Source organism: Mycobacterium syngnathidarum (genome assembly GCF_001942625.1).
Lineage (GTDB): Bacteria > Actinomycetota > Actinomycetes > Mycobacteriales > Mycobacteriaceae > Mycobacterium > Mycobacterium syngnathidarum.
On the sequence record NZ_MLCL01000033.1, the window covers coordinates 63,668 to 87,038 of the forward strand.

20 protein-coding genes and 1 pseudogene are annotated in these 23,371 nt (G+C 67.2%); 17 read left to right on the forward strand and 4 right to left on the reverse strand.

The window, feature by feature from the left end:
- Positions 1-8: 8 nt before the first annotated feature.
- From BKG60_RS10825 to aroB, 4 genes and pseudogenes are all read left to right on the forward strand, one after another.
- On the forward strand, positions 9-434 hold the full coding sequence (locus tag BKG60_RS10825) for a prepilin peptidase (protein WP_070943631.1): 426 nt from the start codon (positions 9-11) through the stop codon (positions 432-434).
- A 119-nt stretch (positions 435-553) separates the two neighbouring features.
- Positions 554-1,762, forward strand: a complete 1,209-nt coding sequence (gene aroC / locus BKG60_RS10830) for a chorismate synthase (RefSeq protein WP_075909646.1) — start codon at positions 554-556, stop codon at positions 1,760-1,762.
- Positions 1,762-2,268 (forward strand): annotated as a pseudogene (locus BKG60_RS10835) (shikimate kinase); the annotation flags it as partial. The gene aroC and the pseudogene BKG60_RS10835, both read left to right, overlap by 1 nt.
- Before the next feature lie 205 nt (positions 2,269-2,473).
- Entirely contained in the window at positions 2,474-3,553 is a 1,080-nt protein-coding gene (aroB, locus tag BKG60_RS10840; protein WP_070943633.1) for a 3-dehydroquinate synthase, read from the forward strand.
- 54 nt (positions 3,554-3,607) lie between these two features.
- Here the strand turns inward: aroB and BKG60_RS10845 are convergent, their stop codons facing one another.
- Positions 3,608-4,183 (reverse strand): B-4DMT family transporter, encoded by a 576-nt coding sequence (locus tag BKG60_RS10845; RefSeq protein WP_070186878.1) that lies wholly within the window; start codon positions 4,181-4,183, stop codon positions 3,608-3,610.
- 33 nt (positions 4,184-4,216) lie between these two features.
- On the opposite strand from BKG60_RS10845, the gene BKG60_RS10850 reads away from it, so the two are divergent.
- The 4 genes from BKG60_RS10850 to BKG60_RS10865 all read left to right on the forward strand — a co-directional run bounded on the left by BKG60_RS10850 (position 4,217) and on the right by BKG60_RS10865 (position 8,730).
- Positions 4,217-5,302, forward strand: a complete 1,086-nt coding sequence (locus BKG60_RS10850; RefSeq protein ID WP_075909639.1) for an aminopeptidase P family protein — start codon at positions 4,217-4,219, stop codon at positions 5,300-5,302.
- 24 nt (positions 5,303-5,326) lie between these two features.
- Positions 5,327-5,890, forward strand: coding sequence for an elongation factor P (gene efp, locus BKG60_RS10855; RefSeq protein WP_070186876.1), 564 nt, complete (start codon positions 5,327-5,329; stop codon positions 5,888-5,890).
- 2 nt (positions 5,891-5,892) lie between these two features.
- Positions 5,893-6,381: a transcription antitermination factor NusB gene (nusB, locus tag BKG60_RS10860; RefSeq protein WP_070186875.1), complete on the forward strand. Its 489-nt coding sequence runs from the start codon at positions 5,893-5,895 to the stop codon at positions 6,379-6,381.
- Between the two features lie 99 nt (positions 6,382-6,480).
- The gene (locus tag BKG60_RS10865; protein WP_070943636.1) at positions 6,481-8,730 is read left to right on the forward strand and encodes a molybdopterin-dependent oxidoreductase; all 2,250 of its coding nucleotides are present in this window, start codon (positions 6,481-6,483) and stop codon (positions 8,728-8,730) included.
- A gap of 29 nt (positions 8,731-8,759) precedes the next feature.
- Here the strand turns inward: BKG60_RS10865 and BKG60_RS10870 are convergent, their stop codons facing one another.
- Complete coding sequence (locus BKG60_RS10870) at positions 8,760-10,235, reverse strand: HNH endonuclease signature motif containing protein (protein ID WP_070943637.1); 1,476 nt, start codon at positions 10,233-10,235, stop codon at positions 8,760-8,762.
- 243 nt (positions 10,236-10,478) lie between these two features.
- Between BKG60_RS10870 and BKG60_RS10875 the strand changes: the two genes are divergently transcribed.
- The 4 genes from BKG60_RS10875 (at position 10,479) to BKG60_RS10890 (ending at position 14,266) form a co-directional block, all read left to right on the forward strand.
- Positions 10,479-10,760, forward strand: coding sequence for a hypothetical protein (locus BKG60_RS10875; protein ID WP_239251744.1), 282 nt, complete (start codon positions 10,479-10,481; stop codon positions 10,758-10,760).
- Positions 10,761-10,788: 28 nt separating this feature from the next.
- A complete protein-coding gene (locus BKG60_RS10880) occupies positions 10,789-11,319 on the forward strand; it encodes a DinB family protein (RefSeq protein WP_070943639.1) in 531 nt (176 codons plus the stop codon).
- Between the two features lie 87 nt (positions 11,320-11,406).
- On the forward strand, positions 11,407-14,013 hold the full coding sequence (locus BKG60_RS10885; RefSeq protein ID WP_070943640.1) for a helix-turn-helix transcriptional regulator: 2,607 nt from the start codon (positions 11,407-11,409) through the stop codon (positions 14,011-14,013).
- A 55-nt stretch (positions 14,014-14,068) separates the two neighbouring features.
- A complete protein-coding gene (locus tag BKG60_RS10890; protein ID WP_070943641.1) occupies positions 14,069-14,266 on the forward strand; it encodes a hypothetical protein in 198 nt (65 codons plus the stop codon).
- On the opposite strand, the gene BKG60_RS10895 is transcribed toward BKG60_RS10890, so the two are convergent.
- Together BKG60_RS10895 and BKG60_RS10900 are read right to left on the reverse strand one after the other, a co-directional pair.
- Positions 14,263-15,465, reverse strand: a complete 1,203-nt coding sequence (locus tag BKG60_RS10895; RefSeq protein WP_070943642.1) for a serine hydrolase domain-containing protein — start codon at positions 15,463-15,465, stop codon at positions 14,263-14,265. The genes BKG60_RS10890 and BKG60_RS10895 overlap by 4 nt on opposite strands.
- 51 nt (positions 15,466-15,516) lie before the next feature.
- Positions 15,517-16,605, reverse strand: a complete 1,089-nt coding sequence (locus tag BKG60_RS10900) for an AraC family transcriptional regulator (protein ID WP_070943740.1) — start codon at positions 16,603-16,605, stop codon at positions 15,517-15,519.
- A 189-nt stretch (positions 16,606-16,794) separates the two neighbouring features.
- Here BKG60_RS10900 and BKG60_RS10905 point away from each other — a divergent pair, with 189 nt between their 5' ends.
- Genes BKG60_RS10905 through BKG60_RS10925 form a run of 5 tightly spaced genes read left to right on the forward strand, consistent with a single transcriptional unit; the run spans position 16,795 to position 23,339 of the window.
- The gene (locus tag BKG60_RS10905; protein WP_070943643.1) at positions 16,795-17,922 is read left to right on the forward strand and encodes an NDMA-dependent alcohol dehydrogenase; all 1,128 of its coding nucleotides are present in this window, start codon (positions 16,795-16,797) and stop codon (positions 17,920-17,922) included.
- A gap of 19 nt (positions 17,923-17,941) precedes the next feature.
- On the forward strand, positions 17,942-19,354 hold the full coding sequence (locus tag BKG60_RS10910) for an aldehyde dehydrogenase family protein (protein WP_070943644.1): 1,413 nt from the start codon (positions 17,942-17,944) through the stop codon (positions 19,352-19,354).
- Between the two features lie 25 nt (positions 19,355-19,379).
- On the forward strand, positions 19,380-20,339 hold the full coding sequence (locus BKG60_RS10915) for an alpha/beta hydrolase (RefSeq protein ID WP_070943645.1): 960 nt from the start codon (positions 19,380-19,382) through the stop codon (positions 20,337-20,339).
- A 3-nt stretch (positions 20,340-20,342) separates the two neighbouring features.
- Positions 20,343-21,950 carry a flavin-containing monooxygenase gene (locus BKG60_RS10920; RefSeq protein ID WP_070943646.1) on the forward strand — a complete coding sequence of 536 codons (1,608 nt, stop codon included), beginning with the start codon at positions 20,343-20,345 and terminating at the stop codon, positions 21,948-21,950.
- Between the two features lie 54 nt (positions 21,951-22,004).
- Complete coding sequence (locus BKG60_RS10925) at positions 22,005-23,339, forward strand: MFS transporter (protein WP_070943647.1); 1,335 nt, start codon at positions 22,005-22,007, stop codon at positions 23,337-23,339.
- Positions 23,340-23,371: the final 32 nt, after the last annotated feature.

The following is a 23,371-nucleotide window of genomic DNA, read 5'->3' on the forward strand; positions in this document are numbered from 1 at the left end:
CTCGATGGATGGGGGCGGGGACAGCGGCGATCGCGGGCGTCTGGCTGCTGGTGCTGAGTGGCTACGACATCGCCGAACGGCGGCTGCCGAACTGGCTGACGATGCCGGGGGCGGCGTTGGTTCTGGGGATCGCGGCGGCAGCCGGGCGCGGTGGCGCAGCGGCTGCCGGTGCTGCCGCGTTGTCCGCGCTCTACCTGGTGGTGCATGTGGTCTCGCCGCGGTCGATGGGCGGCGGCGACGTGAAACTCGCGGTCGGACTGGGTGCGATGACCGGGGCGTTCGGCGTGGACGTGTGGTTGTTGGCGGCGCTGGCCGCGCCGTTGCTCACCGCGTGCCTGGCACTGGGCGCGGCCGTGCGCGGTATCCCGACGGTGCCGCACGGCCCATCGATGTGTCTTGCCAGCGCGGTGGCGGTCAGCCTGGTGCTTGTCTAGCCGTGGTCGGGTGTCGGCTCGTGTGCGAAGAATCGCCGGAATGTGGCACACAAGCCAACATCGGCCGGAGATGACCACGGATTTCGGGAGGCAAACCCCGACGTGGGAGAATGACACCCGTGTTGCGTTGGACCACAGCTGGTGAATCCCACGGCCGCGCCCTGGTGGCCATGCTCGAAGGGATGGTTGCCGGCGTGCCCATCACCTCCGAGGAGATCGGGGCACAGCTCAAGCGTCGTCGCCTCGGCTATGGCCGGGGTGCCCGGATGAAGTTCGAACAGGACCAGGTCACCATGCTGGCCGGGGTGCGTCACGGCACCACCCTGGGCGGGCCGATCGCCATCGAGATCGGCAACACCGAATGGCCCAAGTGGGAGACCGTGATGTCTCCGGACCCGGTCGACGAAGCCGAGCTTGCCGCAGAAGGTGCAGCGCGCAACGCCCCGTTGACCCGTCCCCGCCCCGGGCATGCCGACTACGCCGGCATGCTCAAGTACGGCTTCGACGATGCCCGGCCGGTCCTGGAACGCGCCAGCGCCCGTGAGACGGCCGCCCGCGTGGCGGCAGGCACCGTGGCCCGAGCCTTCCTGCGGGCCGCACTCGGTGTCGAGGTGGTCTCGCACGTCATCTCCATCGGCGCGTCCGAGCCGTACGCCGGCCCGCCGCCGCAGTTCTCCGACCTGGAAAAGATCGATGCGAGCCCGGTCCGGGCGTTTGACGAAGCCGCTGAAGCGTCGATGATCGCCGAGATCGAGGCCGCCAAGAAGGACGGCGACACCCTCGGCGGTGTCGTCGAGGTCGTGGTCGAAGGCCTGCCCATCGGATTGGGCTCGTTCACCAGCGGTGACAACCGCCTCGACAGCCAGCTCGCCGCCGCGGTGATGGGGATCCAGGCGATCAAGGGTGTGGAGATCGGCGACGGATTCGAAACCGCCCGGCGTCGCGGCAGCGTGGCCCACGACGAGATGTACCCCGGCCCAGACGGAATCTTGCGCTCCACCAACCGGGCCGGTGGCCTGGAGGGCGGCATGACCAATGGCCAGGCGCTGCGGGTCCGGGCCGCGATGAAGCCCATCTCGACCGTTCCCCGGGCGCTGGCCACCGTCGACATGGCCACCGGTGAAGAAGCCGTCGCCATCCACCAGCGGTCCGACGTGTGCGCGGTACCGGCCGCCGGCGTGGTGGTGGAGACCATGGTCGCGCTGGTGGTGGCCCGCGCGGTGCTGGAGAAGTTCGGCGGGGACTCGCTGGCCGAGACCCGCGCCAACATCGACGCCTACCTGCGGGCCGTCGCCGAGCGCGAGCCGGCGGCGCAGGCCCTGGGCTGATGGCCCCCAAGGCGGTACTGGTCGGCCTGCCGGGTTCGGGCAAGTCGACCATCGGCCGCCGGTTGGCCAAGGCGCTGAACCTCACGATGCTCGACACGGACGCGGCGATCGAGGAGACCACCGGCCGCACCATCGCCGACATCTTCGCCACGGACGGTGAGGCGGAGTTTCGCCGGATCGAGGAAGAGGTCATTCGTTCGGCGCTGGCCGGCCACGACGGGGTGCTGTCTCTGGGGGGCGGCGCTGTCACCACCCCTGGTGTGCGCGCGGCACTGGCCGGGCACACCGTCGTCTATCTGGAGATCAGCGCGGCCGAGGGGATCCGCCGCACCGGCGGTTCCACCGTCCGGCCACTGCTGGCCGGCCCCGACCGGGCCGAGAAGTACCGCGCGCTGATGTCCGAACGGGTACCGCTGTACCGTCGGGTCGCGACCATGCGGATCAACACCAACCGGCGCAACCCCGGCGCGGTGGTGCGCACGATCGTCGCGCGTTTGGAGAACCCCCCGGTCCAGAAGCAGCCCCAGAAGCAGCAGCCCCCGACATCGCGGGCCGCCAAGCGGCGCCGGCGGCGCCCGCCGTGGCGGCGTGCGCCGGGCGCGCAATCGCCGTCCGGCTCCGAGCCCACCGGCGGCACCGCCGCGGCCGGCACCGAACCGAAATCGATACCCACCCCCGCGGCCCTGGCCGCTCGCAAAGCGGAGCGTAATGATGACTGACCCGGTAATCGTCGAGGTACTGGTGGACCGGCCCTACCCGGTCATCATCGGAACCGGCCTGCTCGGCGAACTGGGCAATACCCTCGAGGGTCGGCACAAGGTGGCGATCCTGCATCAGCCGGTTTTGAACCAGACGGCCGAGGCCGTCCGGCAACACTTGGCCGACAAGGGAATTGAAGCCCACCGCATCGAAATCCCGGATGCCGAGGAGGGCAAAGAACTGCCGGTGGTCGGTTTCATCTGGGAAGTGTTGGGCCGCATCGGTATTGGCCGTAAAGATGCGGTGGTCAGCCTGGGCGGGGGAGCGGCAACGGACGTTGCGGGCTTTGCTGCGGCGACGTGGTTACGCGGTGTGGACATCGTGCACGTGCCGACCACGCTGCTGGGCATGGTCGACGCAGCGGTGGGCGGCAAGACCGGGATCAACACCGACGCCGGCAAGAATCTCGTCGGCGCGTTTCACCAGCCGGCCGCGGTCCTGGTCGACCTTGCGACGCTGGAAACGTTGCCGCGCAACGAGATCATCGCCGGAATGGCCGAGATCGTGAAAGCCGGTTTCATCGCCGATCCGGTGATCCTCGACCTCATCGAGGCCGACCCCGAAGCGGCCCTCGACCCCACCGGCACGGTGCTGCCCGAGCTCATCCGCCGCGCGATCGCGGTCAAAGCCGAGGTGGTTGCTGCCGATGAGAAGGAGTCGGCTCTGCGCGAGATCCTGAACTACGGCCACACCCTGGCGCATGCCATCGAGCGCCGCGAACGCTACAAGTGGCGTCACGGTGCCGCGGTTTCGGTGGGATTGGTGTTCGCGGCCGAACTGGGCCGGCTGGCCGGGCGTCTCGACGACGAGACCGCCGACCGGCACCGCGCTGTGCTGACCGCGCTCGGCCTGCCGGTCACCTATGACAGCGACGCGCTGCCCCAATTGATGGATTACATGGCAGGCGACAAGAAGAACCGTTCGGGAGTGCTGCGCTTCGTCGTCCTCGACGGGCTGGCCAAGCCGGGTCGTCTCGAGGGCCCGGATCCGTCACTGTTGGCGGCTGCATACGCAGAAGTGGCGCGGACCTGACGGCCCACGCCACCCGCGCCTGAATCTGAGGCAAGCCCTCGCGGGCCGGTTTCGCTACTGCTTGGGTTGTTCGGGGTACTCGATGGTTTGCGTGGTGTCGTCGGTGCTTTCGGCGGCACCGTTGGCGGTCACCGCGGCGAACACGTCGGTGTCAGCGCGGTCTTCGGCGGTGGCAGCCAGGCCGTGGTGGCGTTGACGTGGCATCGGCGGGGCCTTGCGGTCCACCAGCCAGCGGCCCACCGTCACGCCGCCCACCCCGAGCAGGAACACCAGCAGCGCGGTGAATGCCGCGAAGGTGGTGACCTCGTTCAGCAGCGCATCGGTGTAGAGGCTCTTGTAGAACAGGCCGATGAACCATGCCACCGCGCCGCTGACGATGCCCGCGAACAAGCCGGCGATCAGCCAGGTCATCGCGAGGTCGGAACGACGGTCCGGATCCGGATTGGCGCGGGCGTCGGCCTGGCCGTCGACCAGACCCCAGATCAGCACCGCGATCCCGAACAACGTGACCAGTCCCAGGCTGAACCAGGTGGCGTTACCCGGCGAGGCGTTGATCAGTGCTCCCTGCAGTAAGCGCACGATGACCATCGCTGTTGCGAACACCACTCCGCGCAGTAACCACTTGCTCATGGAGGCACACTGTAGCGAGTAGCGTCACAGACCGTGACTATTTCCCAGCGCAGGGACCGGCTGCGCCGTCGGCTGGCCGAGCGGGGTCTGGACGCGATGTTGGTAACTGACCTGGTCAACGTGCGTTATCTGTCAGGATTCACCGGTTCCAACGCGGCCCTGCTGATCCTCGCGGAGAACGCCACTCCGGTGCTGGCCACCGATGGGCGCTACCGCACACAGGCGGCGCAGCAGTCCCCGGATGCCGAAGTCGTCATCGAACGGGCCTGCGGATCGCATCTGGCCGGGCGCGCAGCGCGCTGCGGGGCGCTGCGGCTGGGTTTCGAGAGCCACGTGGTGACGGTGGATGCCTTCGCGGCGATGCAGAAGGCCGCCGGTGACACCGTCGACTGGGTGCGCGCGGCGGGCACCGTGGAGGCCCTGCGCGAGATCAAGGACGCCGGTGAGATCGCCATGCTGCGGTTGGCCTGCGAGGCTGCCGATGCGGCGCTGACGGATCTGCTGGAGCGCGGTGGGTTGCGGCCCGGCCGGACCGAGCGCGAGGTGCGCAACGAGCTGGAAGCGCTGATGTTGCGCCACGGCGCCGACGGCCCGTCCTTCGAGACGATCGTGGCGACGGGCGCGAACTCGGCCATCCCGCACCACCGGCCCACCGATGCGGTGCTGGCCGCGGGCGATTTCGTCAAGATCGATTTCGGTGCCCTGGTGGAGGGCTACCACTCCGACATGACGCGCACGTTCGTGCTGGGCCCCGCCGCGGAGTGGCAACGCGACATCTACGACCTGGTGGCCACCGCACAGCGAGCCGGCCGTGACGCGCTGGCTCCCGGCGTTTCGCTGAGCACGGTCGATGCCGCATCGCGCCAGGTCATCGCCGACGCCGGGTACGGCGACAACTTCGGACACGGTCTCGGGCACGGCGTCGGATTGCAGATCCACGAAGCGCCGGGAATCAACGCCACCGCCGCCGGTACACTGCTTGCTGGCTCTGCGGTCACCGTTGAGCCAGGTGTCTACTTGCCCGATCGCGGCGGTGTCCGGATCGAGGACACCCTGGTCGTCGGAGAGGCGGCACCCGACCTGCTTACCCGGTTCCCCAAGGAACTGGCCATTTTGTGACAAAAGCTTAGGAGCTACACCCTCATGGCATCGACTGCCGACTTCAAGAACGGGCTCGTCCTGCAGATCGACGGACAGCTGTGGCAGATCGTCGAATTCCAGCACGTCAAACCGGGTAAGGGGCCGGCCTTCGTGCGGACGAAGCTCAAGAACGTGGTGTCCGGCAAGGTCGTCGACAAGACCTACAACGCCGGCGTGAAGGTGGAGACCGCCACCGTGGACCGCCGCGATGCCACCTATCTGTACCGCGACGGCAGCGACTTCGTCTTCATGGATTCCGAAGACTTCAACCAGCACCCGTTGTCCGAGGCGCTCGTCGGCCGGCTGGCCGACTTCCTGCTGGAGAGCCTGCCGGTGCAGATCGCCTTCCACGACGGTGTCCCGCTGTATCTGGAGCTGCCGGTATCCGTCGAGCTCGAGGTTTCCCACACCGAGCCTGGCCTGCAGGGTGACCGTTCCAGCGCAGGCACCAAGCCCGCGACGATGGAGAGCGGCGCCGAGATCCAGGTGCCGCTGTTCATCAACACCGGCGACAAGCTCAAGGTCGACACCCGCGATGGCAGCTACTTGGGCCGCGTGAATGGCTGACCATGCCTGACCGCCGTGGCGACCGGGGCCGGCACCAGGCCCGCAAGCGCGCCGTGGATCTGTTGTTCGAGGCCGAGGCACGGGGCCTGACGCCGGAGGCGGTGGCCGACGGCCGGGCCGCGCTGGCCGAGGACCAGGCCGAGGTCACCCCCCTCAACCCCTACACGGTGTCGGTGGCCCGCGGTGTCACCGAACACGCCGCCCACATCGACGATCTCATCTCGGCTCACCTGCAGGGGTGGACGTTGGAGCGGCTGCCCGCCGTGGACCGTGCCATCCTGCGGGTGGCGGTCTGGGAGCTGCTGCACGCCGAGGACGTACCCGAGCCTGTCGCGGTGGACGAAGCCGTTGAGCTGGCCAAGGAGCTGTCCACCGATGAGTCACCCGGATTCGTCAACGGCGTGCTGGGCCAGGTGATGCTGGTGACCCCGCAGATTCGTGCTGCCGCTGCCGCCGTGCAGGGTGCGGTTCAGGACCGGCCCGAACAGTAGGACCCGAAGATGTGTCCCGAACATCGGGATCATCGGCGCTGTGCAGTGCCACGATGTTGTTACGTGTGTTGCCACACGTAACAACATCGGAGGCCGCTGATGGGACACGAGCCGAGACAAATCGCGAACATCGGTGAGGACGGCCTGCACCTGCACGCCTGCCCGCTGTGTGAGGCCATGTGCGGCTTGGAGATTCAGGTTTCCGGCGGTGCGGTGGCCAGCGTTCGGCCGAACAAGTCCGACCAGTGGAGTGCGGGGCACATCTGCCCCAAGGGTGCGTCCCTGGCCGCGCTACACGACGACCCAGACCGCATCCGCCGACCGATGATCAAGGTGGCCGGCGAATGGCACGAGGTCGACTGGGACACCGCATTCCGGCGCTGCACCGAACTGCTCGCTCCCGTCATCGAGAAGTACGGCATCGGCGCGGTCGCGGCATACACCGGAAACCCACTGGCACACTCGTTTTCGTTGTCGCGCTACTCGGCGGTCCTGTTGGGGCTTTCCGGTATGCCGATCACGTACTCGCCCGGCACCATCGACCAGTGGCCGAAGAACCTGTCGTCGCACCTGATGTACGGCAGCTGGTGGGCCTTTCCGACCCCGGACATCCAGCGCACCGATCTGCTGGTGGTGATGGGGGCCAACCCCGCGGCCTCGCAAGGATCGCTGCTGGCCGCCCCCGACGTGATGGGCATCATCGCGGGTATCCGTCGGCGTGGCAAGGTGATCGTGATAGACCCGGTGCGCACCCCCACCGCGGCCAAGGCCGACGAATGGTTGCCGATCACGCCCGGTACCGACGCTGCGCTGTTGCTCGGGATCGTCCACACCGTGTTCGACGAAGGGTTGGTCAATCTCGGCGACCTGGAGTACCACCTCGACGGGGTCTCGACCCTGCAGCGGGCGGTGGCCGAGTGGTCGCCCGAAAGAGTCTCAGCCGCAACGGGTATCGATGCCGACCGGATACGCGGCTTGGCCCGCGAACTGGCCGGTACGCCGCGTGCGGTGGTCTACGGCCGGATCGGCACCTGCAATCAGGAGTTCGGCAGCCTGGCCAGCTGGCTGGTGGACGTGGTCAACATCGTCACCGGACACTTCGACACCCCCGGCGGTGCCATGTTCGCCACCCCGACCGCTTGGACGGTCACCAGCCAGCCGATCCCCGGGCTGGAGGACGGGGCACCCAATTTCGGTCGCTACCGCACCCGGGTGCGCGGGGCCAAGGAGGTGCTCGGCCAGGTGCCGGTGTCGTGCATGCTCGAAGAGATCACCACCCCCGGCGAAGGGCAGATCAAGGCCCTGATCACGGTGGCCGGAAATCCCGTGCTGTCCACCCCGGGTGGTGACCGACTCGACGAGGCGCTGCCGCAGTTGGACGCGATGATCTCGGTCGACCTGTGGCTCAACGAGACCACCCGGCACGCCGACGTCATCCTTCCGGGTGCCTCGGCGCTCGAGCAGCCGCACTCCGCCGACCTGTTGCTGGGTGCCGCGATCAACAGTTTCGCCCGGTACTCGCCGCCGGTGTTCCATCGTGAGGATCCCGACGCCCCCGAGGAATGGGAGATCCTGATCCGGCTGACCGGGCTGTGCACCGGCACCCCGGCCGAGGATGTCGACATCGCCGCGCTCGATGACGGTTGGTTCGACTACCTGTGCTTCACCCAGGGGCTCGACGGGGCCGAGATCCGCAAGCACTACGACCACGGCGGGCCCGAGCGGATGCTCGATCTGACGCTGCGCACCGCCGCATTCGGCGACCGGTACGGCGAAAACCCGGACGGCCTGACCTTGGAGAAGCTCAAGGCGCACCCGGACGGAATCAACTACGGCCCCATGGTGCCTCGGGTGCCGGAGGTGCTGGGCACCGCCGACAAGAAGATCCGGCTGGCGCCGCAATACCTCCTCGACGACCTGCCGCGGCTGGCCGGCCGACTCGATCGGGCCCCCGACGAACTGGTCTTGGTGAGTCGGCGGCACCTGCGGTCCAACAACTCCTGGCTGCACAACGTCGGCTCCCTGATGAAGGGACGCGACCGGTGCACCTTGCTGATACACAGCCGGGATGCGGCATCGCGAGGCATCGCCGACGGCGAGGACGCCGAAGTCGCTTCGGCCGGTGGGAAGGTCGTCGTCCCAGTCGAAGTAACCGATGCGATCAAGCCTGGCGTGGTGTCCATGCCGCACGGCTGGGGCCACGGCCGGCCCGGAACCCGGCTCGGCGTTGCCAACGCCTCACCCGGGGTGAACACCAACATCTTGTCGCTGCCCGACTTCATCGACGAGCCGTCCGGAAACGGTGCGCTCAATGGCATCCCGGTCACGGTCAGCCGGACGACGATCTAGCGGCGAGCGTGGGCGGCGCGTTGGTGCTGTCAACCGCTCGGGTCCGGAGGAACGAGTAGCTCCTCGGGGTGGAAGTGGTGGTTGACGGTGTCTTGGCCGGTGTTCATCAGGGGTGGTGGGTGCCAGTGGATGCGTCCGGTGTCGGGGTCGACGCTGGTGGTCCACCCGAGTCCGACCAGGCGGTTGTCGGGTCCGCAGCTCAGTGCGAGGTCGGGGGCGTCGGTGTTGCCGCCGTGTTGCCAGTCGGCTTTGGCGTGGTGGACCTGGCAGTGGTCGGCCGGGGCGGTGCAGCCGGGGCGGGTGCAGCCTCGGTCGCGGTTGTAGAGCAGCAGGCGTTGTGCTTTGGTGGCCAACCGTTTGGTGCGGGCCATGTAGAGCGGTTCGGCGGTGTAGTGGTCGTAGATGATCAGGTAGTGGAAGCTGTGCGATGCCAACCTGATGAGGTCTTTCATCGGCAGTCGGATACCCGAACCGGTGACCGCGATTCCGGCGCCGGCTTCCAGCTCGGCCAAGGTCGTGGAGACCACCACGGTGACCGGCAGACCGCCATGCTGGCCGAGCCGTTTTGACATCAGCAGTTCGCGCAGTGCGACTTTGAGTGCGTCGTGGTTGCGCTGGGCCTGGGTTCGGGTGTCACGGTCGGCGGCGGCCTGCTGGTGCAGCCGGTCTTGCTGCTCTGGGCCCGTGTCGGCGCCGGAGATCTCCGGATCAACGACCTCGGACTCATCGGTGTCGGGGATGTCGAGTGGGTTGGGTGTCGGGTTGTGGACCGGTTCGGGGTCGCTGGGATTGTTGATGCCGGGGGCGCCCCACACGCCGGTGACCGTGGTCAGATACGACGCTGTCTCGGGGTCCAGCCAACCCTGCACATGCACCAACCCGTCGGCGTCTTGTTTGCCGATCCGCAGCCCGCGCAGATGCGCGGCGACATCAGGCGAGTCGCCGTCCTGGTTGAGCAGATACAGCAGTTTGTCGGCGGCGGCTTTCAGTGTTTCGGGGGTATCACGGATCGCGGCGGCCACCAGGTCGGATTCGATCTGTGCGAGTTCGGCTGTGCTGACGTATTTTTCGGCCTTGGCCACGGTGTGGCCGATGATCGTGATGTGTTCGGTGTTGATCGATCCGGACCTCAGCGCGTGGGCGCAGGCGGGCAGCGCCGGCGCCAGCACCTCGCCGGTGAGGCTGTATCGCGGACCTAGGTCCTCAGCTGCTGCGATGCGGCGTGAGGCTTCCTTGCGGCTGATGCGCATCCGGGTGGCAAGAACATCGGTCCAGGATTTGCCGCCGATCTCATGCGGGCTGGTGCGGGCCATCAGGGCGGCCTGGATGCGGTGATCGATCGTGGCCTGCGTGCGGGCCTGCTGCTCGCGTTCTGACTGGATGGCCAACAACTCCTCGGTGTCGAGTCCGCTGAAATCAACGTCGACCAGTGCCGCGGTCGCGGCGCGGTGGCCGGCCAGCGCGGTCTGAACCGCCTCGCGGGTGTGGGCCAAGCCGACCTTCATATATCGAACACTAGTTCTATGCGCCGACAAGAAATCGCAGTTTGGGACCGGTGTGGCCACAGTGGCCAAAGTTTCGATCATCGCGATTTGTGAATTCTCGTCAGCGTCGTGGTGGCGCAATGCGAGCCGCGACGACGGTTTCGTCAGGTGCACAACGTCGGTCGGCAGCGCATTCAGTCAACCTGCGAAGACGGCCATTTCGCCGCTCTGCGACGCCCGTGAATCGCCCCTTGTCGTGATTGTGTGTCATCGCAGTCCGAAGCCCGTCCAGTAGCGCTGCCGAAGGTGGTCCGGGCAGTCACGGTGCATCTGCTGAGTTTCCGGCGCGTCGGCGACGGCCAGGCATACCGGGTTGCATCGACCGACACTGACCACCCTGCGCGCCGGGGTCCCCCGGAAGCTGCGGTGCCGAGCCTGAGCCGGTGGGCGAACTCGGAGGCGACCGCCCGCCAGGCTCTCACCGTAGCGCTGGAGGACAGTGACGCCGACGTCCGGGCGTATGCGCGCCAGGCGCTAGCTGGCTGAGCCGCGTTTTGCCCGGACAGCAAGATCCATGCCTCAAGAGGCAGTCGCGCTGATACTGGGCATCGTGCACACAAGCCAGCGCAGGAGGAACGACAATCCGCCGCCACGGACCGGGAACAGCGAAACCGAGGTTCTCCGTGGGTTTCTCGATTACCTCCGCACATCGATCGCCGCGAAGGTCGACGGTGTGCCTGAGCCAATGGCCCGGTCGTCTCCGGTGCCGTCGGGCACGACGCTGCTCGGTGTGCTGAATCACCTGACCAACGTCGAACGCTGGATCTTCCTCGGTGAGGACGTCACCGACTGGCCTGCGACGTTCGCGGTCGGACCGTCGGACACCGTCGCCGATGTGGTGGCCCGCTACCGCGACACCGTCGAGCGCGCCAACGGGGTGCTCGACGGCTGCACCGACCTCGCGGCGCCGGTTCCCCGGCCGCATGCCGGACGGCCCGCGCCCAGCGTCCGTTGGGCACTCACCCACATGATCGAAGAGACCGGCCGCCACGCGGGTCACGCCGACATTCTGCGCGAACTGATCGACGGCGCGACCGGCCGCTGAGCACGCTTCGGGTCGATCCGCATTCAGGCAGTGTCGAAGTTCGTCGTTAACGCTGCTAACGACCGGGCCTCGGCCTAATCTCGATGCGTGCGACTCGCTTGGCCGCTGACGGGGCGGTTGGAGGAGACCCGGCTGATCGACACCGCGCTGGATTCCACCGAACTGTCCGGCATCGTGATCTACGGGACTGCCGGTGTCGGCAAGAGCCGTATCGCCCGCGAAGCACTTTCGACAGCGGGCGCCGGTGGCCGTGAAACGCGCTGGGCGGTGGGCACATCAGCGGCTCAGGCCCTTCCGCTGGGGACGTTCGCGCGGTGGGTGGGAACATCGGACGCCGACAGCGCGGCGCTGGTGGGCCGGGTGCTCGACGGCCTGACCTCCGCGTCCGACGGCCGGCCGGTGCTGGTCTGCGTCGACGACGCGCACCTGCTCGATGGTCTGTCAGGTTTCGTGTTGCAGCAGATCGTGCAACGTCGGGCCGCCAAGCTCCTGCTGACCGTGCGCACCGGTATGCCGATCCCGGCCGAGGTGCTGGCGGCATGTGATCGCGGCCGGTTCGAGCGGCTGGACCTGCAGCCGCTGTCCCGCGACGAATCGACGCAGTTGCTGACCGCCGCGCTCGGTGGACCCCTCGATACCGAAGCGGCGCAACGGTTGTGGCGGCTCACCCGGGGCAATGTGCTCTACCTGCGCAACATCGTCGAACAGGAGGTCGCTCAGGGGCGGCTTGCCCGCGGGGATAGGTGCTGGCGGTGGAGCGGTGACCCGGTGATGCCGCCCGGCTTGGTCGAACTGATCGAGACGCGGATCGGTGCGCTACCGCCGGCGGTCAGCGAAGTGGTCGACGTCCTGGCGGTCGCAGAGCCGCTTCAACTGGATCGGCTGACCGCGATCACTGATGGCGATTCAGTGGCGGCGGCCGAGATGCGGGGTCTGATCACCATCGATGCCGTCGACGAAGAGGTCCGCGTCGCCCACCCGCTGTATGCGGAGGTACGACGCAATCGGGCACCGGGCTCCCGCTTGCGTCGGCTGCGCGGGCTGGTGGCCAATGCCCTCGGGAACCGGGACGACTGCGACGCCATGCGGGTCGTGGTCCGGCGGGCCACCCTGATGCTCGACTCGGATCTGGCGCCCGATCCCGAGTTGCTGACCCGCGCAGCACAGGGCGCGGTGTGGTTGTCCGATCTGGCCCTGGCCGACCGACTGGCGCAGGGGGCGATCGCGGCCGGCGCGGGCGCCGAAGCGAATTTTATTCGCGCCCATGCCTTGTCGTGGCTCAGCCGGGGCGAGGAGTCGAACGCTGAGCTCGACGCCATCGACACCTCCGAGCTCACCGACGACGGGCGGGCCCGGTTGGCGTTCCTGCGGGCGTCGAACATGCTGTGGTCGCTGGCCGACCCGACCGGCGCCAAGCGGTACATCGATGATGCGGCCGCGGACATCCCGGCAGGGTCCCGTGCCGCCATCGACGCGTTCTACACGGTGTATGGGGCCGCGATGGGCGATCCTGGACGGGCCGCGACAGCTTCCGACGGACTGGATCTGGACGCGCTGCCCGCCATCGTCGGCGCCGTGACCGCATGGGCGGTGGCCGCATCGGGTGGCGATGCCGGCCGCGCCGACGAGGCCGTCACGGCGGCCCACGTCGGTTACCGCATCACGGACAGCTCCTTCGACGCCGCGCACACCAGGTTCGTCATCGCCGATGCCCACATCGGGGCGCTGTTGTTGGCCGGGCGGATCCGTGAGGCGGGTGAGCAGGCCGAGCAGTTGAGCCGCCGAGCCGCCGAGCGACCCGGCGCGGCACAACTGTTGGGAGCCGCGCTGGCCGGCCGAGTTGCCGCTGCAGCCGGTGCCCTTGGCGCCGCAGCCGAACAGTTGGATCCGGCGGTCGAGGTGATGCGGGCGGCGGGTGAGGCCAACGGGTTCAGCTACCGCTTTCACCTGCCCCGGGTCACGGCCCTGGCCATCCGCGGTCTGGCCGATGACGCGGCCCTGGCCGAACTCGAAGAATGCCGTCATGCCAGTTGGCGCTATCTCGCCTACGAGCACACGCTGGTGCGGTCGTGGATGGCAGCGACCCAAGGTGCGGTCTCGGAGGCCATCGAGATCGCGCATGCCGCGGCCGATGCCGCCGGTGCCAACGGGCAACTGGCGCCCGAGGTGTGGTGCCTGCAGATCGCAGCACAGTTCGGCGACCATTCGCGCACACATCGGCTCGAAGAATTGACCGGGCTGGTCGAGGGGCCGCGGGTCGGGGCGGCCGCAGCGCTGTCCCGTGCCCTTTCCTGTGACGATGGAGACGGGTTGATCACGGTCTCAAGTGAATTCGAGGCTTTCGGTGATCTGGTGGCCGCGGCGGACGCGGCGGGATTGGCTGCCGTGGCCTATCGCCGCAAAGCCATGCGTGGATCGGCGATGGCCTCGGCGACCCGGGCTGCGGAGCTGGCGCAGGCCTGCGGTGGCGCGGCGACCCCGGCGGTGCTCGCCGCCGCGGGACGCCTGCCGTTGACCGACCGCGAACGGGAGATAGCGATGCTGGTCGGTGCCGGGCTGTCGAGTCGGGCGATCGCCGACCGCTTGCGTCTATCGGTGCGCACGGTCGAGGGGCACATCTATCGCGCCATGGCGAAAACCGGAGTGTCCACGCGGGCCGGGTTGATCGCGCTGCTACCGCGACGGCACCGCTGATTCGAGTATCGGGTTACTCGCTCCGGTCCGGCTGGACCGTCGCATCCTGGAACGCATGGCCGATGAGGGCGAGATACGCGAACAGGCGCTGCGGGCACTGCCATTGCCGTATTCGCTGGCGTTGCGCTTGCGCGATGCCGGGGTGCCCCGAGAAGTGGTGAGCGAATATCTCAGCGTCGAGGAATCTGCACTCGACGGTTTCTACCGCATCGCCGAGGCCAAACTGGCGGCTGCCCTGCCGGCCCAGAGCTAGAGTTCCAGCGCCTGGTACGTGCGTCGCACGAATCGGGGTTGTGCCGTCTGCAGTTTCGCCAGCGAGGTGTTGCCACTGATGGCGGCGGCATCGACGCCCAGATTCGGGTGGTTCTGGATGAGGTAGAGCAGGATGAGATCTGCCGAGGGGTCGGCCTGCCACCAGGTGCCGTAGGCGCCGGGCCAACTGAAAGTGCCCAGCCCACCCGGGCCGAACAGCTGTCGTGATTTCGCCGGATCCGTCACGACTGACAGATTCAACCCGAACCCACGGCCGACCCAGAACGGTGCACCGAGGAACGGGTACTGCTTCTGTTCGGGGGTGAGCCGGTCGGTGCGCATCAACCGAACCGATTCTTCGGAGAGCACTCGTACGCCGTCGACTGAGCCGCCGCCCAACAACATTCGGACGAACTTGAGGTAATCGTCGGCAGTGGAGAACAACCCTGCGCCACCCGTGCAGAACGGGGGATCGGTGATCGGGGCCGGCCCCATCACGTCGTGGGTCAGCTTGTTGTCGTCGGTCAGCTGGTACATCGTGGCCGCGCGTCGCCGTCCGGCCGCGTCGACCGAGAACCCGGTGTCGGCCATGCCCAGCGGCTCGAAGATCCGCTCGGCGAGGACCTTCGACAGTGGCTTGCCTTCGATGCGGGACAACGCGATACCCAGCACATCGGTGGAGTGGCTGTAGGTGAGGCGCTCTCCGGGTTGATGTGCCAGCGGCAGCGCGGCCACCTCCGCCAGCCAGCGGTCGTGATCTTGACGCAGCGACAGCTTGCCGTATGCCGATGCCAGCGGGCCAAGGACCGAGAACATATACGCCAGCCCGCTGCGGTGGGTCATCAGATCGTCGAAGGTGATGGGGCGCCGCGCGGGTTCGGTGCGGTCCAGCGGGCCACGCGCCTCGCGCAGCACGCGCATGTCGGCCAACTCTGGCAGCCATTTGGTCACCGGCTCGTCCAGCGCGAGCTTGCCTTCTTCGACCAGCGCCATCGCCGCGGCGACGGTGACCGGCTTCGTCATGGAGGCGATCCGGAAAATGGTGTCTCGCTGCATCGGTAACCCGGCGTCGACGTCGCGGTGGCCCAGTGTGTTGACCTGGAGCACTTCGCCCGCCTGCCACACCAGCGTGACCGCACCGGCCAACAGCCCGGCGTCGATCGCCTCACGTATGGACGTCTGATTGCCGTCGAGGTTCATCCCGCCCAGCCTATCCAGCGGAGGCTTTCGGGCCGGCGCTGCCTCCCGGTGTCATCCACGGCGCCAGCGGCGGCGTGCCCTGACCACACTCGACCAGTCCTGATACCCGAGCCGGCGGGCGATCTCGTAGTGCGGGATGGTGCGCTCGCGCAGGAGATTGTCGGCGACGCTGCGGCGTACCTCGTCGAGTACCGCGCGGTAGGCCGTGCCTTCGCGTTCGAGGTGCCGTCGCAAGGTCCGTGGCGCGTAGTGCAAATGCTGCGCAACGTCTTCCAACGTGAGATCGAGCGAGGACTGATCCAGCAGATGTGCCCGCACCTGGGCGGCGACGCCGGTGTGGTGCAGTCGTTCGGCGCGGATGCGGTCGCAGTGGGCGACCATCAGGTCGGTGGTGTGCGCGTTCGCCATCGGTGGCACGAGGTCGAGATAGACGGCGTCATAGACGATTTCGTTGCGACGACATCCGAAGCTCACCGGGACGCGGAAGTAGTCTCGGTAGACATCGACGCCGGCCTCCGCAGACGGCGCCGGGAAGGCGAACCGGACCTCGCGCAACGGTACCGCGTCGAAGTCGGGGAAGGTGTCGCGCTGGATCTGCATCACCGCGGTCAGATCCCGTTCGATCACCAACCGTCGGATGCCCTCGGGCATGTCATCTGCTTCGAATGCCAGAACGTAGTGGTCGTCGTCGATCCGGGCCGTCATCGTCGAGAAGGCGAAGGTCAGCATGGCGTAGTAGAGACCTCGGTGGACGGTGTCGCGCACACTCGCCGAGGCGGCCAGGAGATAGCCCAGATAGCCGTACGCGGTCAGGTGGTAGTGGTTGCCCAACTGCACTCCCAGCCCGGGACGATTGCCGGTCAGGGCAGCCAGGTTGCGGATCACCGCGAGTTCCTGGCTGGCCTCCACGACGGTGTCGACGTCGGTCAGTGAGCTGACGTCGAGATGCGAACCGGCCAGCAACGAGTCGGCCGGGACGCCGTGCGCCGCTGCCCACTCACACATGATCGCTACCGAAACAGCCGTACGCGGGTGGTCCCAGGGGTCGGTCATGGCCGCTATGACCCGGTTGGTCGACTGCAGCACCGGGGAGCCGGGCAGCGGTCCCTGAACTGCGGTTTCAGGGTGGGCGGACATCATGACGGTCAGTTTTGCCGACTTGCTCAGGCCGGTCAACGAGTCCCGAGCCCGCCGAAGTGGCCGGAAATGTTGAGTTGTGGCCGGGACGGTCCTGTCCAACGGCAGGCGCCAGCCCTACGGTTTCCGCATAGTGATGCACATCTCAGTTCAACCCGAACTGTGTCTGTTGACACGCGAGGAGAGGCTCTGGTGAAAGTGAAGGCTGCCGTCGTCGAGGAGATCGGCGCGCCCTGGAGGATCTGTGAGGTCGACCTCGGGGACCCCACTGCCGGCGAGGTCCAGGTGAAACTGGCCGCATCGGGTCTGTGCCACTCCGATGCGCACGTCGTCGCGGGCAGCAGTCCGGTGCCGTTCATGCCGGTTCTCGGCGGGCACGAGGGGGCGGGCGTCATCACCAAGGTCGGGCCCGGGGTGACCGGCCTGGCCGAGGGCGATCACGTGGTCCTGGCGTTCATCCCGGCCTGCGGCACCTGCCCGTCGTGTGCCACCGGGTTGCAGAACCTCTGCGACGAGGGGGCCGGCCTGCTGACCGGACAGGCGGTTTCCGACAAGACGTATCGGGTGACCCGCGACGGTCAACCGGTCATCCAGATGTGCCTGCTCGGTACCTTCGCGCCGTACGTCACCGTGAGTCAGGCGTCAGTCGTCAAGATCGAGAAGGACATACCGCTGGAGGTGGCCGCCCTGCTGGGTTGCGGTGTCTCCACCGGTTGGGGCTCGGCGACCGAGATCGGTGACACCCGCCCGGGTGACACGGTCGTGGTGATCGGTATCGGCGGCGTCGGCATCAACGCCGTGCAAGGGGCCAAGTTCGCGGGTGCGCGCTTCGTCGTGGCGATAGACCCGGTCGACTTCAAGCGGAAGAAGGCGCTGGAATTCGGTGCCACCCACACCTTCGCCTCCGTGGCGGACGCTGCGGCCGAACTGCCCGACCTCACGTGGGGAAAGTTGGCCCAGGTCTCGATCATCACCGTCGGTGAGATCAAGGGCGAACACATTCAGCAGGCGTTGAGCCTGACCGGCAAGGGCGGCCAGGTGATCGTCACCGGCATGGGCGATTTCACCCAGTCGACCGTCGACCTCAACCTGTTCGAGCTGACTTTGCTGCAGAAGCGGGTCCAAGGCGCGGTATTCGGCGGCGTCGGCCCCCGCAACCAGATCCCCAAGCTGCTCGATCTCTACCGCTCCGGGAATCTCAAGCTCGACGAGCTCGTCTCCACCCGGTATCGCCTGGAAGACATCAATCAAGGCTACCGGGACATGTTCGACGGCAAGAACCTTCGCGGTCTGGTCGTCTACTCAGACGCCGACTACTGAAACCGACAAGGGGGCAACAATGCAGAACCAAGACTGCAATTACGTGAATGGCAAGTGGGCGGTTTCCAGCGGAACCACGCGCATACCCGTCATCAATCCGGCGAACGACGAAGTGATCGCCGAGGTGGTGGCGGGCACCGCCGCCGATGTCGACGCCGCCGTCGCTTCGGCCCGGGCCGCCTTCCCAGCATGGTCGGCGACGCCGCCCGGCGAACGGGCCGACTACCTCACCGCGATCGCCGGCAAGCTGGCCGAGCGCTCCGAGGACCTGGCCCGCACCATCTCTGCCGAAATGGGTTGTCCCATCTCGATTTCCCGGGCGATCCAGCTCGGGTTACCGCTCAACAGCTTCGCCGAGGCCGCCAACATCGTGCGCGGGTACGAGTTCGAGAGCGAGTACCGGGGCTCGACGATCGTGCGGGAGCCCTTCGGTGTGCTGGGCGCCATCACGCCCTGGAACTATCCGCTGCACCAGATCGCGCTGAAGGTGGCCTACGGTCTGGCCGCCGGGAACACCGTCGTCGTCAAGCCCAGCGAGGTCACGCCGCTGTGTGCGCTGGGTCTGGCCCAGATCATTGACGAGATCGGCCTTCCCCCAGGGGTATTCAACCTGGTGTTCGGCACCGGTCCGGATGTCGGAGAGGCGATCGCCGGCCACGACGACGTCGACATCGTCAGTTTCACCGGGTCCACACGAGCCGGCCGGCGCGTGCAGGAGGTCGCTGCCCGCACCGTCAAGCGAGTCTCGCTAGAGCTCGGAGGCAAGAGCCCGAACATCGTCCTCGACGACGCCGACCTGGAAACGGTGGTACCCGCATCGGTCAAGACCATGATGCTCAACTCCGGGCAGACCTGTTCGGCACTGACCCGCATGATCGTGCCGCGCGCCAAGCTGGCCGAGGTGGAGGCACTCGCGAAGGCGACAGCTGACGCGTTGCCGGTGGGCGACCCCACCGATGAAGGGACCGCGCTGGGCCCGCTGTCGTCGCGGGCACAACAAGAGCGGGTGTTCGGCTACATCCGTACGGCGGTGGCCGAAGGAGCGCGTCTGGTCACCGGCGGGGACACCGAAACCGACGCGCCCGGTGCCTTCGTGCGGCCGACGGTGTTCTCCGATGTCACCGAGGACATGACGATCCACCGGGAGGAGGTCTTCGGGCCTGTTCTCGCGATCGAAGCCTACGACTCCGACGACGATGCCGTCCGGATCGCCAACGCCACGGATTACGGTCTGGCCGGGGCGGTCTGGTCTTCCTCAACCGAGCGGGCCGAGAAGGTCGCGCGCCGTATCCGGGCCGGCCAAGTGCAGGTCAATGCGGGCGCCTTCAACGCCAACGCACCCTTCGGCGGATACAAACAATCCGGAAACGGGCGCGAAGCCGGTGTGTACGGGCTCGAGGAATTCCTCGAGATCAAGTCGATTCAGCGGTGAGCTGAGGGCGGAAGGAGACCACATCATGCCGCTGGATCCGGTGACCCAGGCGCTGCTGGCACAACTTGCCGAGACGCGCGATCCACCGATGCACGAAGGCACGCCTGCGATGGCGCGGATGGCCGGACCGATCTTCGCCGGCATGAGCGGGCGCGGACCCGAGGTGGCCGCGGTGCACAACCACAAACTCGAGGCGCAGGACGGCGGAACCTTCCGGATTCGCGTTCTGGTCCCCGAAGGCGAATCCCGTTCGGTGATCGTGTACTTCCACGGGGGCGGTTGGGTGATCGGGGACATCGATCTGCAGTACGACCATCTCGGGCGGCACCTGGCGAACCTCACCAGCTCCACTGTGGTCCTGGTGAACTATCGCAAGGCACCCGAGCATCGGTTCCCGACTGCATTGCAGGACAGTTGGGCCGGGTTGCTCTGGGCGGCAGCGCATTCCGCAGAATTCGCGGCGCCTGAGGTCCCGCTGATCGTGGCGGGGGACAGTGCCGGGGGCAACATCGCGGCGGTGATGGCGCGGTGGGCGCGCGACCGGCAAGGGCCGCGGATCGACTACCAGGCCCTGATCTACCCGGTCACCGACTGCGACTTCGATCGACCGTCGTACGTGGCGCCCGAAAATCAGCTGATGCTGAGCCGGGACACCATGATCTGGTTCTGGGGGCACTATCTTCCCGACTGCGCCGCGCGGACCGATCCGGACGCCTCCCCGTTGCGGGCGCCCAGCCTGGCGGGGTTGCCACCCGCGTTGGTCTATGTCGCCGAGTACGACCCCCTTCACGACGAGGGTGTCGCCTATGCCGGGGCATTGGCGGAGGCCGGGGTGAGCGTGACGCTCGAGGAGGCAGCGGGCCAGATGCACGGGTACTTCCAGATGGCCAACATCCTGCCCGGGTACCACACCGGAATCTCGTTGGTTGCCAATCACATCGGTGCGTTCATCGATACCCATCGACGCAATCGAAAGGCGGTCTGAGCGGTGGCCGACCATGATGTGGTCATCATCGGAGCCGGGTTCGCCGGCCTCTACCAGCTCTACAAGTTGCGCGAACTCGGATTCGACGCGCGCATCCTGGAGGCCGGCCCGGAGGTGGGCGGTACCTGGTACTGGAACCGCTATCCGGGCGCCCGTTGTGACATCGAATCGATCGAATACTCCTACTCGTTCGACTCCGATCTGCAGCAGTCGTGGAACTGGACCGAACGCTACGCCGCTCAACCCGAATTGCTGGCCTACGCCAAGCATGTCGCCGACCGCTACCACCTCCGCCGCGATATCGACTTCGATACCCGGGTGGTCGCAATGGACTTCGACGACGCCACCACCGAGTGGACCGTCACCACCGAGTCCGGTGACCGTGTCACGGCGAACTTCGTGATCGCGGCGACCGGATGCCTGTCCAAGCCGCTGGTGCCCTCGTTCGAGGGGCTCGACGACTTCGCCGGTGACGTGCTGTGGACGTGGGACTGGCCCACGCAAGCAGTGGATCTGACCGGCAAGCGGGTAGCCGTTGTGGGAACGGGTTCGTCTGGCGTACAGACGATTACCGCAATCGCACCGGTGGTCGCGGCGCTGACGGTGTTCCAGCGCACCCCGCCGTACGCGGTTCCCGCCCAGAACCGTCCGATCGACGATGAGTTGGCCGAGGTCAAACGACACTACCCGCAGTTCCGGGAGATCAGTCGGCTGACGCGGGGCGGCGCGCAGTGTGGCGAAGGTGCCGATCTGCCGCCGTTCTTCGGCGACCTTGACGGCGACGCCAGCCGTGCCGAGCTGTCCAGGCGCTGGGACGACGGTGGACTGTGTTTCCAGCAGTCGTTCTACGACCTGCTGCTCGATCCGGAAGCCAACGAGACCGCCGCCGAATACGTTCGGGACCGGATCCGGCGGAAGGTCAGCGATCCCGAGCTTGCCGAGAAGCTGACCCCGCGCAGCTACCCGATCGCCGCGAAGCGGCTCTGCGTCGACACCGGGTACTACGAGGTCTACAACCAGGAGAACGTGACGCTGGTCGATCTCAACGAGCAACCGCTGCACCGGATCACCGCGCGCGGCATCCTCGCCGGGGAAACCGAGCACGAATTCGATGTGATCGTGCTGGCCACCGGGTTCGACGCGATGACCGGCGCGTTGAACGCGATCGACATCCGTGCCGTCGACCACCACGGCGTCAGCCGCGGGCTGCGCGACAAGTGGGCCGACGGGCCGCGGACCTATCTGGGATTGATGTCGGCCGGTTTCCCGAACCTGTTCACCGTCACCGGGCCGCAGAGCCCCTCGGTGCTGTCCAACATGCTCACCTCGATCGAGTACCACGTCGAGTGGATCAGCGCGGCGCTGCTGCACTTGCGCGAAGAGGGGCTGCACCGCATGGAGGCGGCCCCCGACGCCGAGGACAACTGGGTCAACATCACCAACGACACGGCCGATCTGACCCTTCTGCCGCAAGCGGCGTCGTGGTACATGGGTGCCAACGTGCCGGGCAAGAGGCGGGTGTTCCTGCCTTTCGTCGCCGGGGTCGGCATCTACAAACAGATCGGTGACGGGGTGGCCGTCGCCGGCTATCACGGATTCGAGATGGCCTGATCCGTTGGGTGGGTGATACTTCTCTGGCGAAATTCACGGCGTGAGAAGAGACAGATGACCCAGCAGGAACAGGTCGCGGGCGAGCCGAGCCACGCGCCCAACCCCATGCGGCGCGTGGCGTTCGCCAGCTTCGTCGGCACGGCGATCGAGTTCTACGACTTCTACATCTACGGCACCGCCGCAGCCCTGATCTTTCCCCACGTGTTCTTCCCGAACATGGGTCCCACGATGGCGACCGTCTCCTCGCTCGGCACGTTCGCGGTCGCGTTCTTGTCCCGTCCGATCGGAGCCGCGGTGTTCGGGCACTTCGGAGATCGACTGGGACGCAAGAAAACCCTCATCGCGACGTTGTTGATCATGGGTCTGTCGACCGTCTGCGTCGGAATGGTGCCCAGCGCGGCGGCCATCGGCGTCGCCGCGCCGATCATCCTCCTGATCCTGCGGTTGCTGCAGGGCTTCGCCGTCGGTGGGGAATGGGCTGGATCGGCACTGCTGAGCGCCGAGTACGCGCCCGTCGGCAAGCGCGGCATGTACGGGATGTTCACCCAGCTCGGTGCCGGCGCCGGGCTTGCCGTGAGCAATCTCGTGGTCTTCATCGTCAGCCTGACCATCGGCGAGAAGAGCGCGGTCTTTCTGGAATGGGCCTGGCGGTTGCCGTTCCTGTTCAGTGCGGTACTGCTGGTCGTGGCGCTCTATGTTCGGCTGAGCATCGACGAGACGCCCGTCTTCGTCCGCGAGCAGGTGGCCGGTGGCGTGCCCAAGGCGCCGCTGAGTGAACTGTTCCGCACCCAGACCCGCCAGGTGGCGCTCGCCGCGGGCTGCATGGTGGGCATCTTCACGATGAGCTTCCTCGGCGGCACCTATCTGATGAGCTACGCCAGCACCCGCATCGGGCATCCGCGCAGCCTGATCCTCGGCGTGGGTGTGCTCGCCGGTGTCGCCTTGATGGCCTTCTCGGCGATCTCGGCCGTGTTGTGCGACCGGTACGGCAGGCGGCGTGTCATTCTCGCCGGCTTCGCACTCGCGTTGCCGTGGGCGTTCCTGGTGATGCCGATGATCGATACCGGATCGCCGGTGGCCTTCGCGTTGGCGATCGCCGGTATCTTCTGCATCTTCGGCCTGTCCTACGGACCCATCGGGTCCTTTCTGCCTGAGATCTTCGCCACCCGCTATCGCTACACCGGCGCGGGTCTGTCGTTCAATCTGGCCGGCATCGTCGGCGGGGCGGTTCCGCCGTTGGTCGCCGGAATTCTGGTGGCCACGCTGGGGAGCTGGGCCGTTGGGGCGATGATGGCGGTGTTCGTCGTTGTCAGCATCATCTCGACCGTGCTGCTGCCGGAGACAAAGGGAACCGAATTGGACGCCGTCGTGAGTGCCTCTGCGCGGTGACTGTGGCAGGCCGCAGGTTTGCGGCCTGCTAA

Excerpts from the sequence above, each read along its gene's own strand:
- BKG60_RS10825 (WP_070943631.1), top strand. The coding sequence starts at position 9 with ATGGGGGCGGGGACAGCGGCGATCGCGGGCGTCTGGCTGCTGGTGCTG.
- aroB (WP_070943633.1), top strand. The coding sequence starts at position 2,474 with ATGACTGACCCGGTAATCGTCGAGGTACTGGTGGACCGGCCCTACCCG.
- BKG60_RS10845 (WP_070186878.1), bottom strand. The coding sequence starts at position 4,183 with ATGAGCAAGTGGTTACTGCGCGGAGTGGTGTTCGCAACAGCGATGGTC.
- efp (WP_070186876.1), top strand. The coding sequence starts at position 5,327 with ATGGCATCGACTGCCGACTTCAAGAACGGGCTCGTCCTGCAGATCGAC.
- nusB (WP_070186875.1), top strand. The coding sequence starts at position 5,893 with ATGCCTGACCGCCGTGGCGACCGGGGCCGGCACCAGGCCCGCAAGCGC.
- BKG60_RS10865 (WP_070943636.1), top strand. The coding sequence starts at position 6,481 with ATGGGACACGAGCCGAGACAAATCGCGAACATCGGTGAGGACGGCCTG.
- BKG60_RS10870 (WP_070943637.1), bottom strand. The coding sequence starts at position 10,235 with ATGAAGGTCGGCTTGGCCCACACCCGCGAGGCGGTTCAGACCGCGCTG.
- BKG60_RS10880 (WP_070943639.1), top strand. The coding sequence starts at position 10,789 with ATGCCTCAAGAGGCAGTCGCGCTGATACTGGGCATCGTGCACACAAGC.
- BKG60_RS10890 (WP_070943641.1), top strand. The coding sequence starts at position 14,069 with ATGGCCGATGAGGGCGAGATACGCGAACAGGCGCTGCGGGCACTGCCA.
- BKG60_RS10895 (WP_070943642.1), bottom strand. The coding sequence starts at position 15,465 with ATGAACCTCGACGGCAATCAGACGTCCATACGTGAGGCGATCGACGCC.
- BKG60_RS10900 (WP_070943740.1), bottom strand. The coding sequence starts at position 16,605 with ATGATGTCCGCCCACCCTGAAACCGCAGTTCAGGGACCGCTGCCCGGC.
- BKG60_RS10910 (WP_070943644.1), top strand. The coding sequence starts at position 17,942 with ATGCAGAACCAAGACTGCAATTACGTGAATGGCAAGTGGGCGGTTTCC.
- BKG60_RS10915 (WP_070943645.1), top strand. The coding sequence starts at position 19,380 with ATGCCGCTGGATCCGGTGACCCAGGCGCTGCTGGCACAACTTGCCGAG.
- BKG60_RS10925 (WP_070943647.1), top strand. The coding sequence starts at position 22,005 with ATGACCCAGCAGGAACAGGTCGCGGGCGAGCCGAGCCACGCGCCCAAC.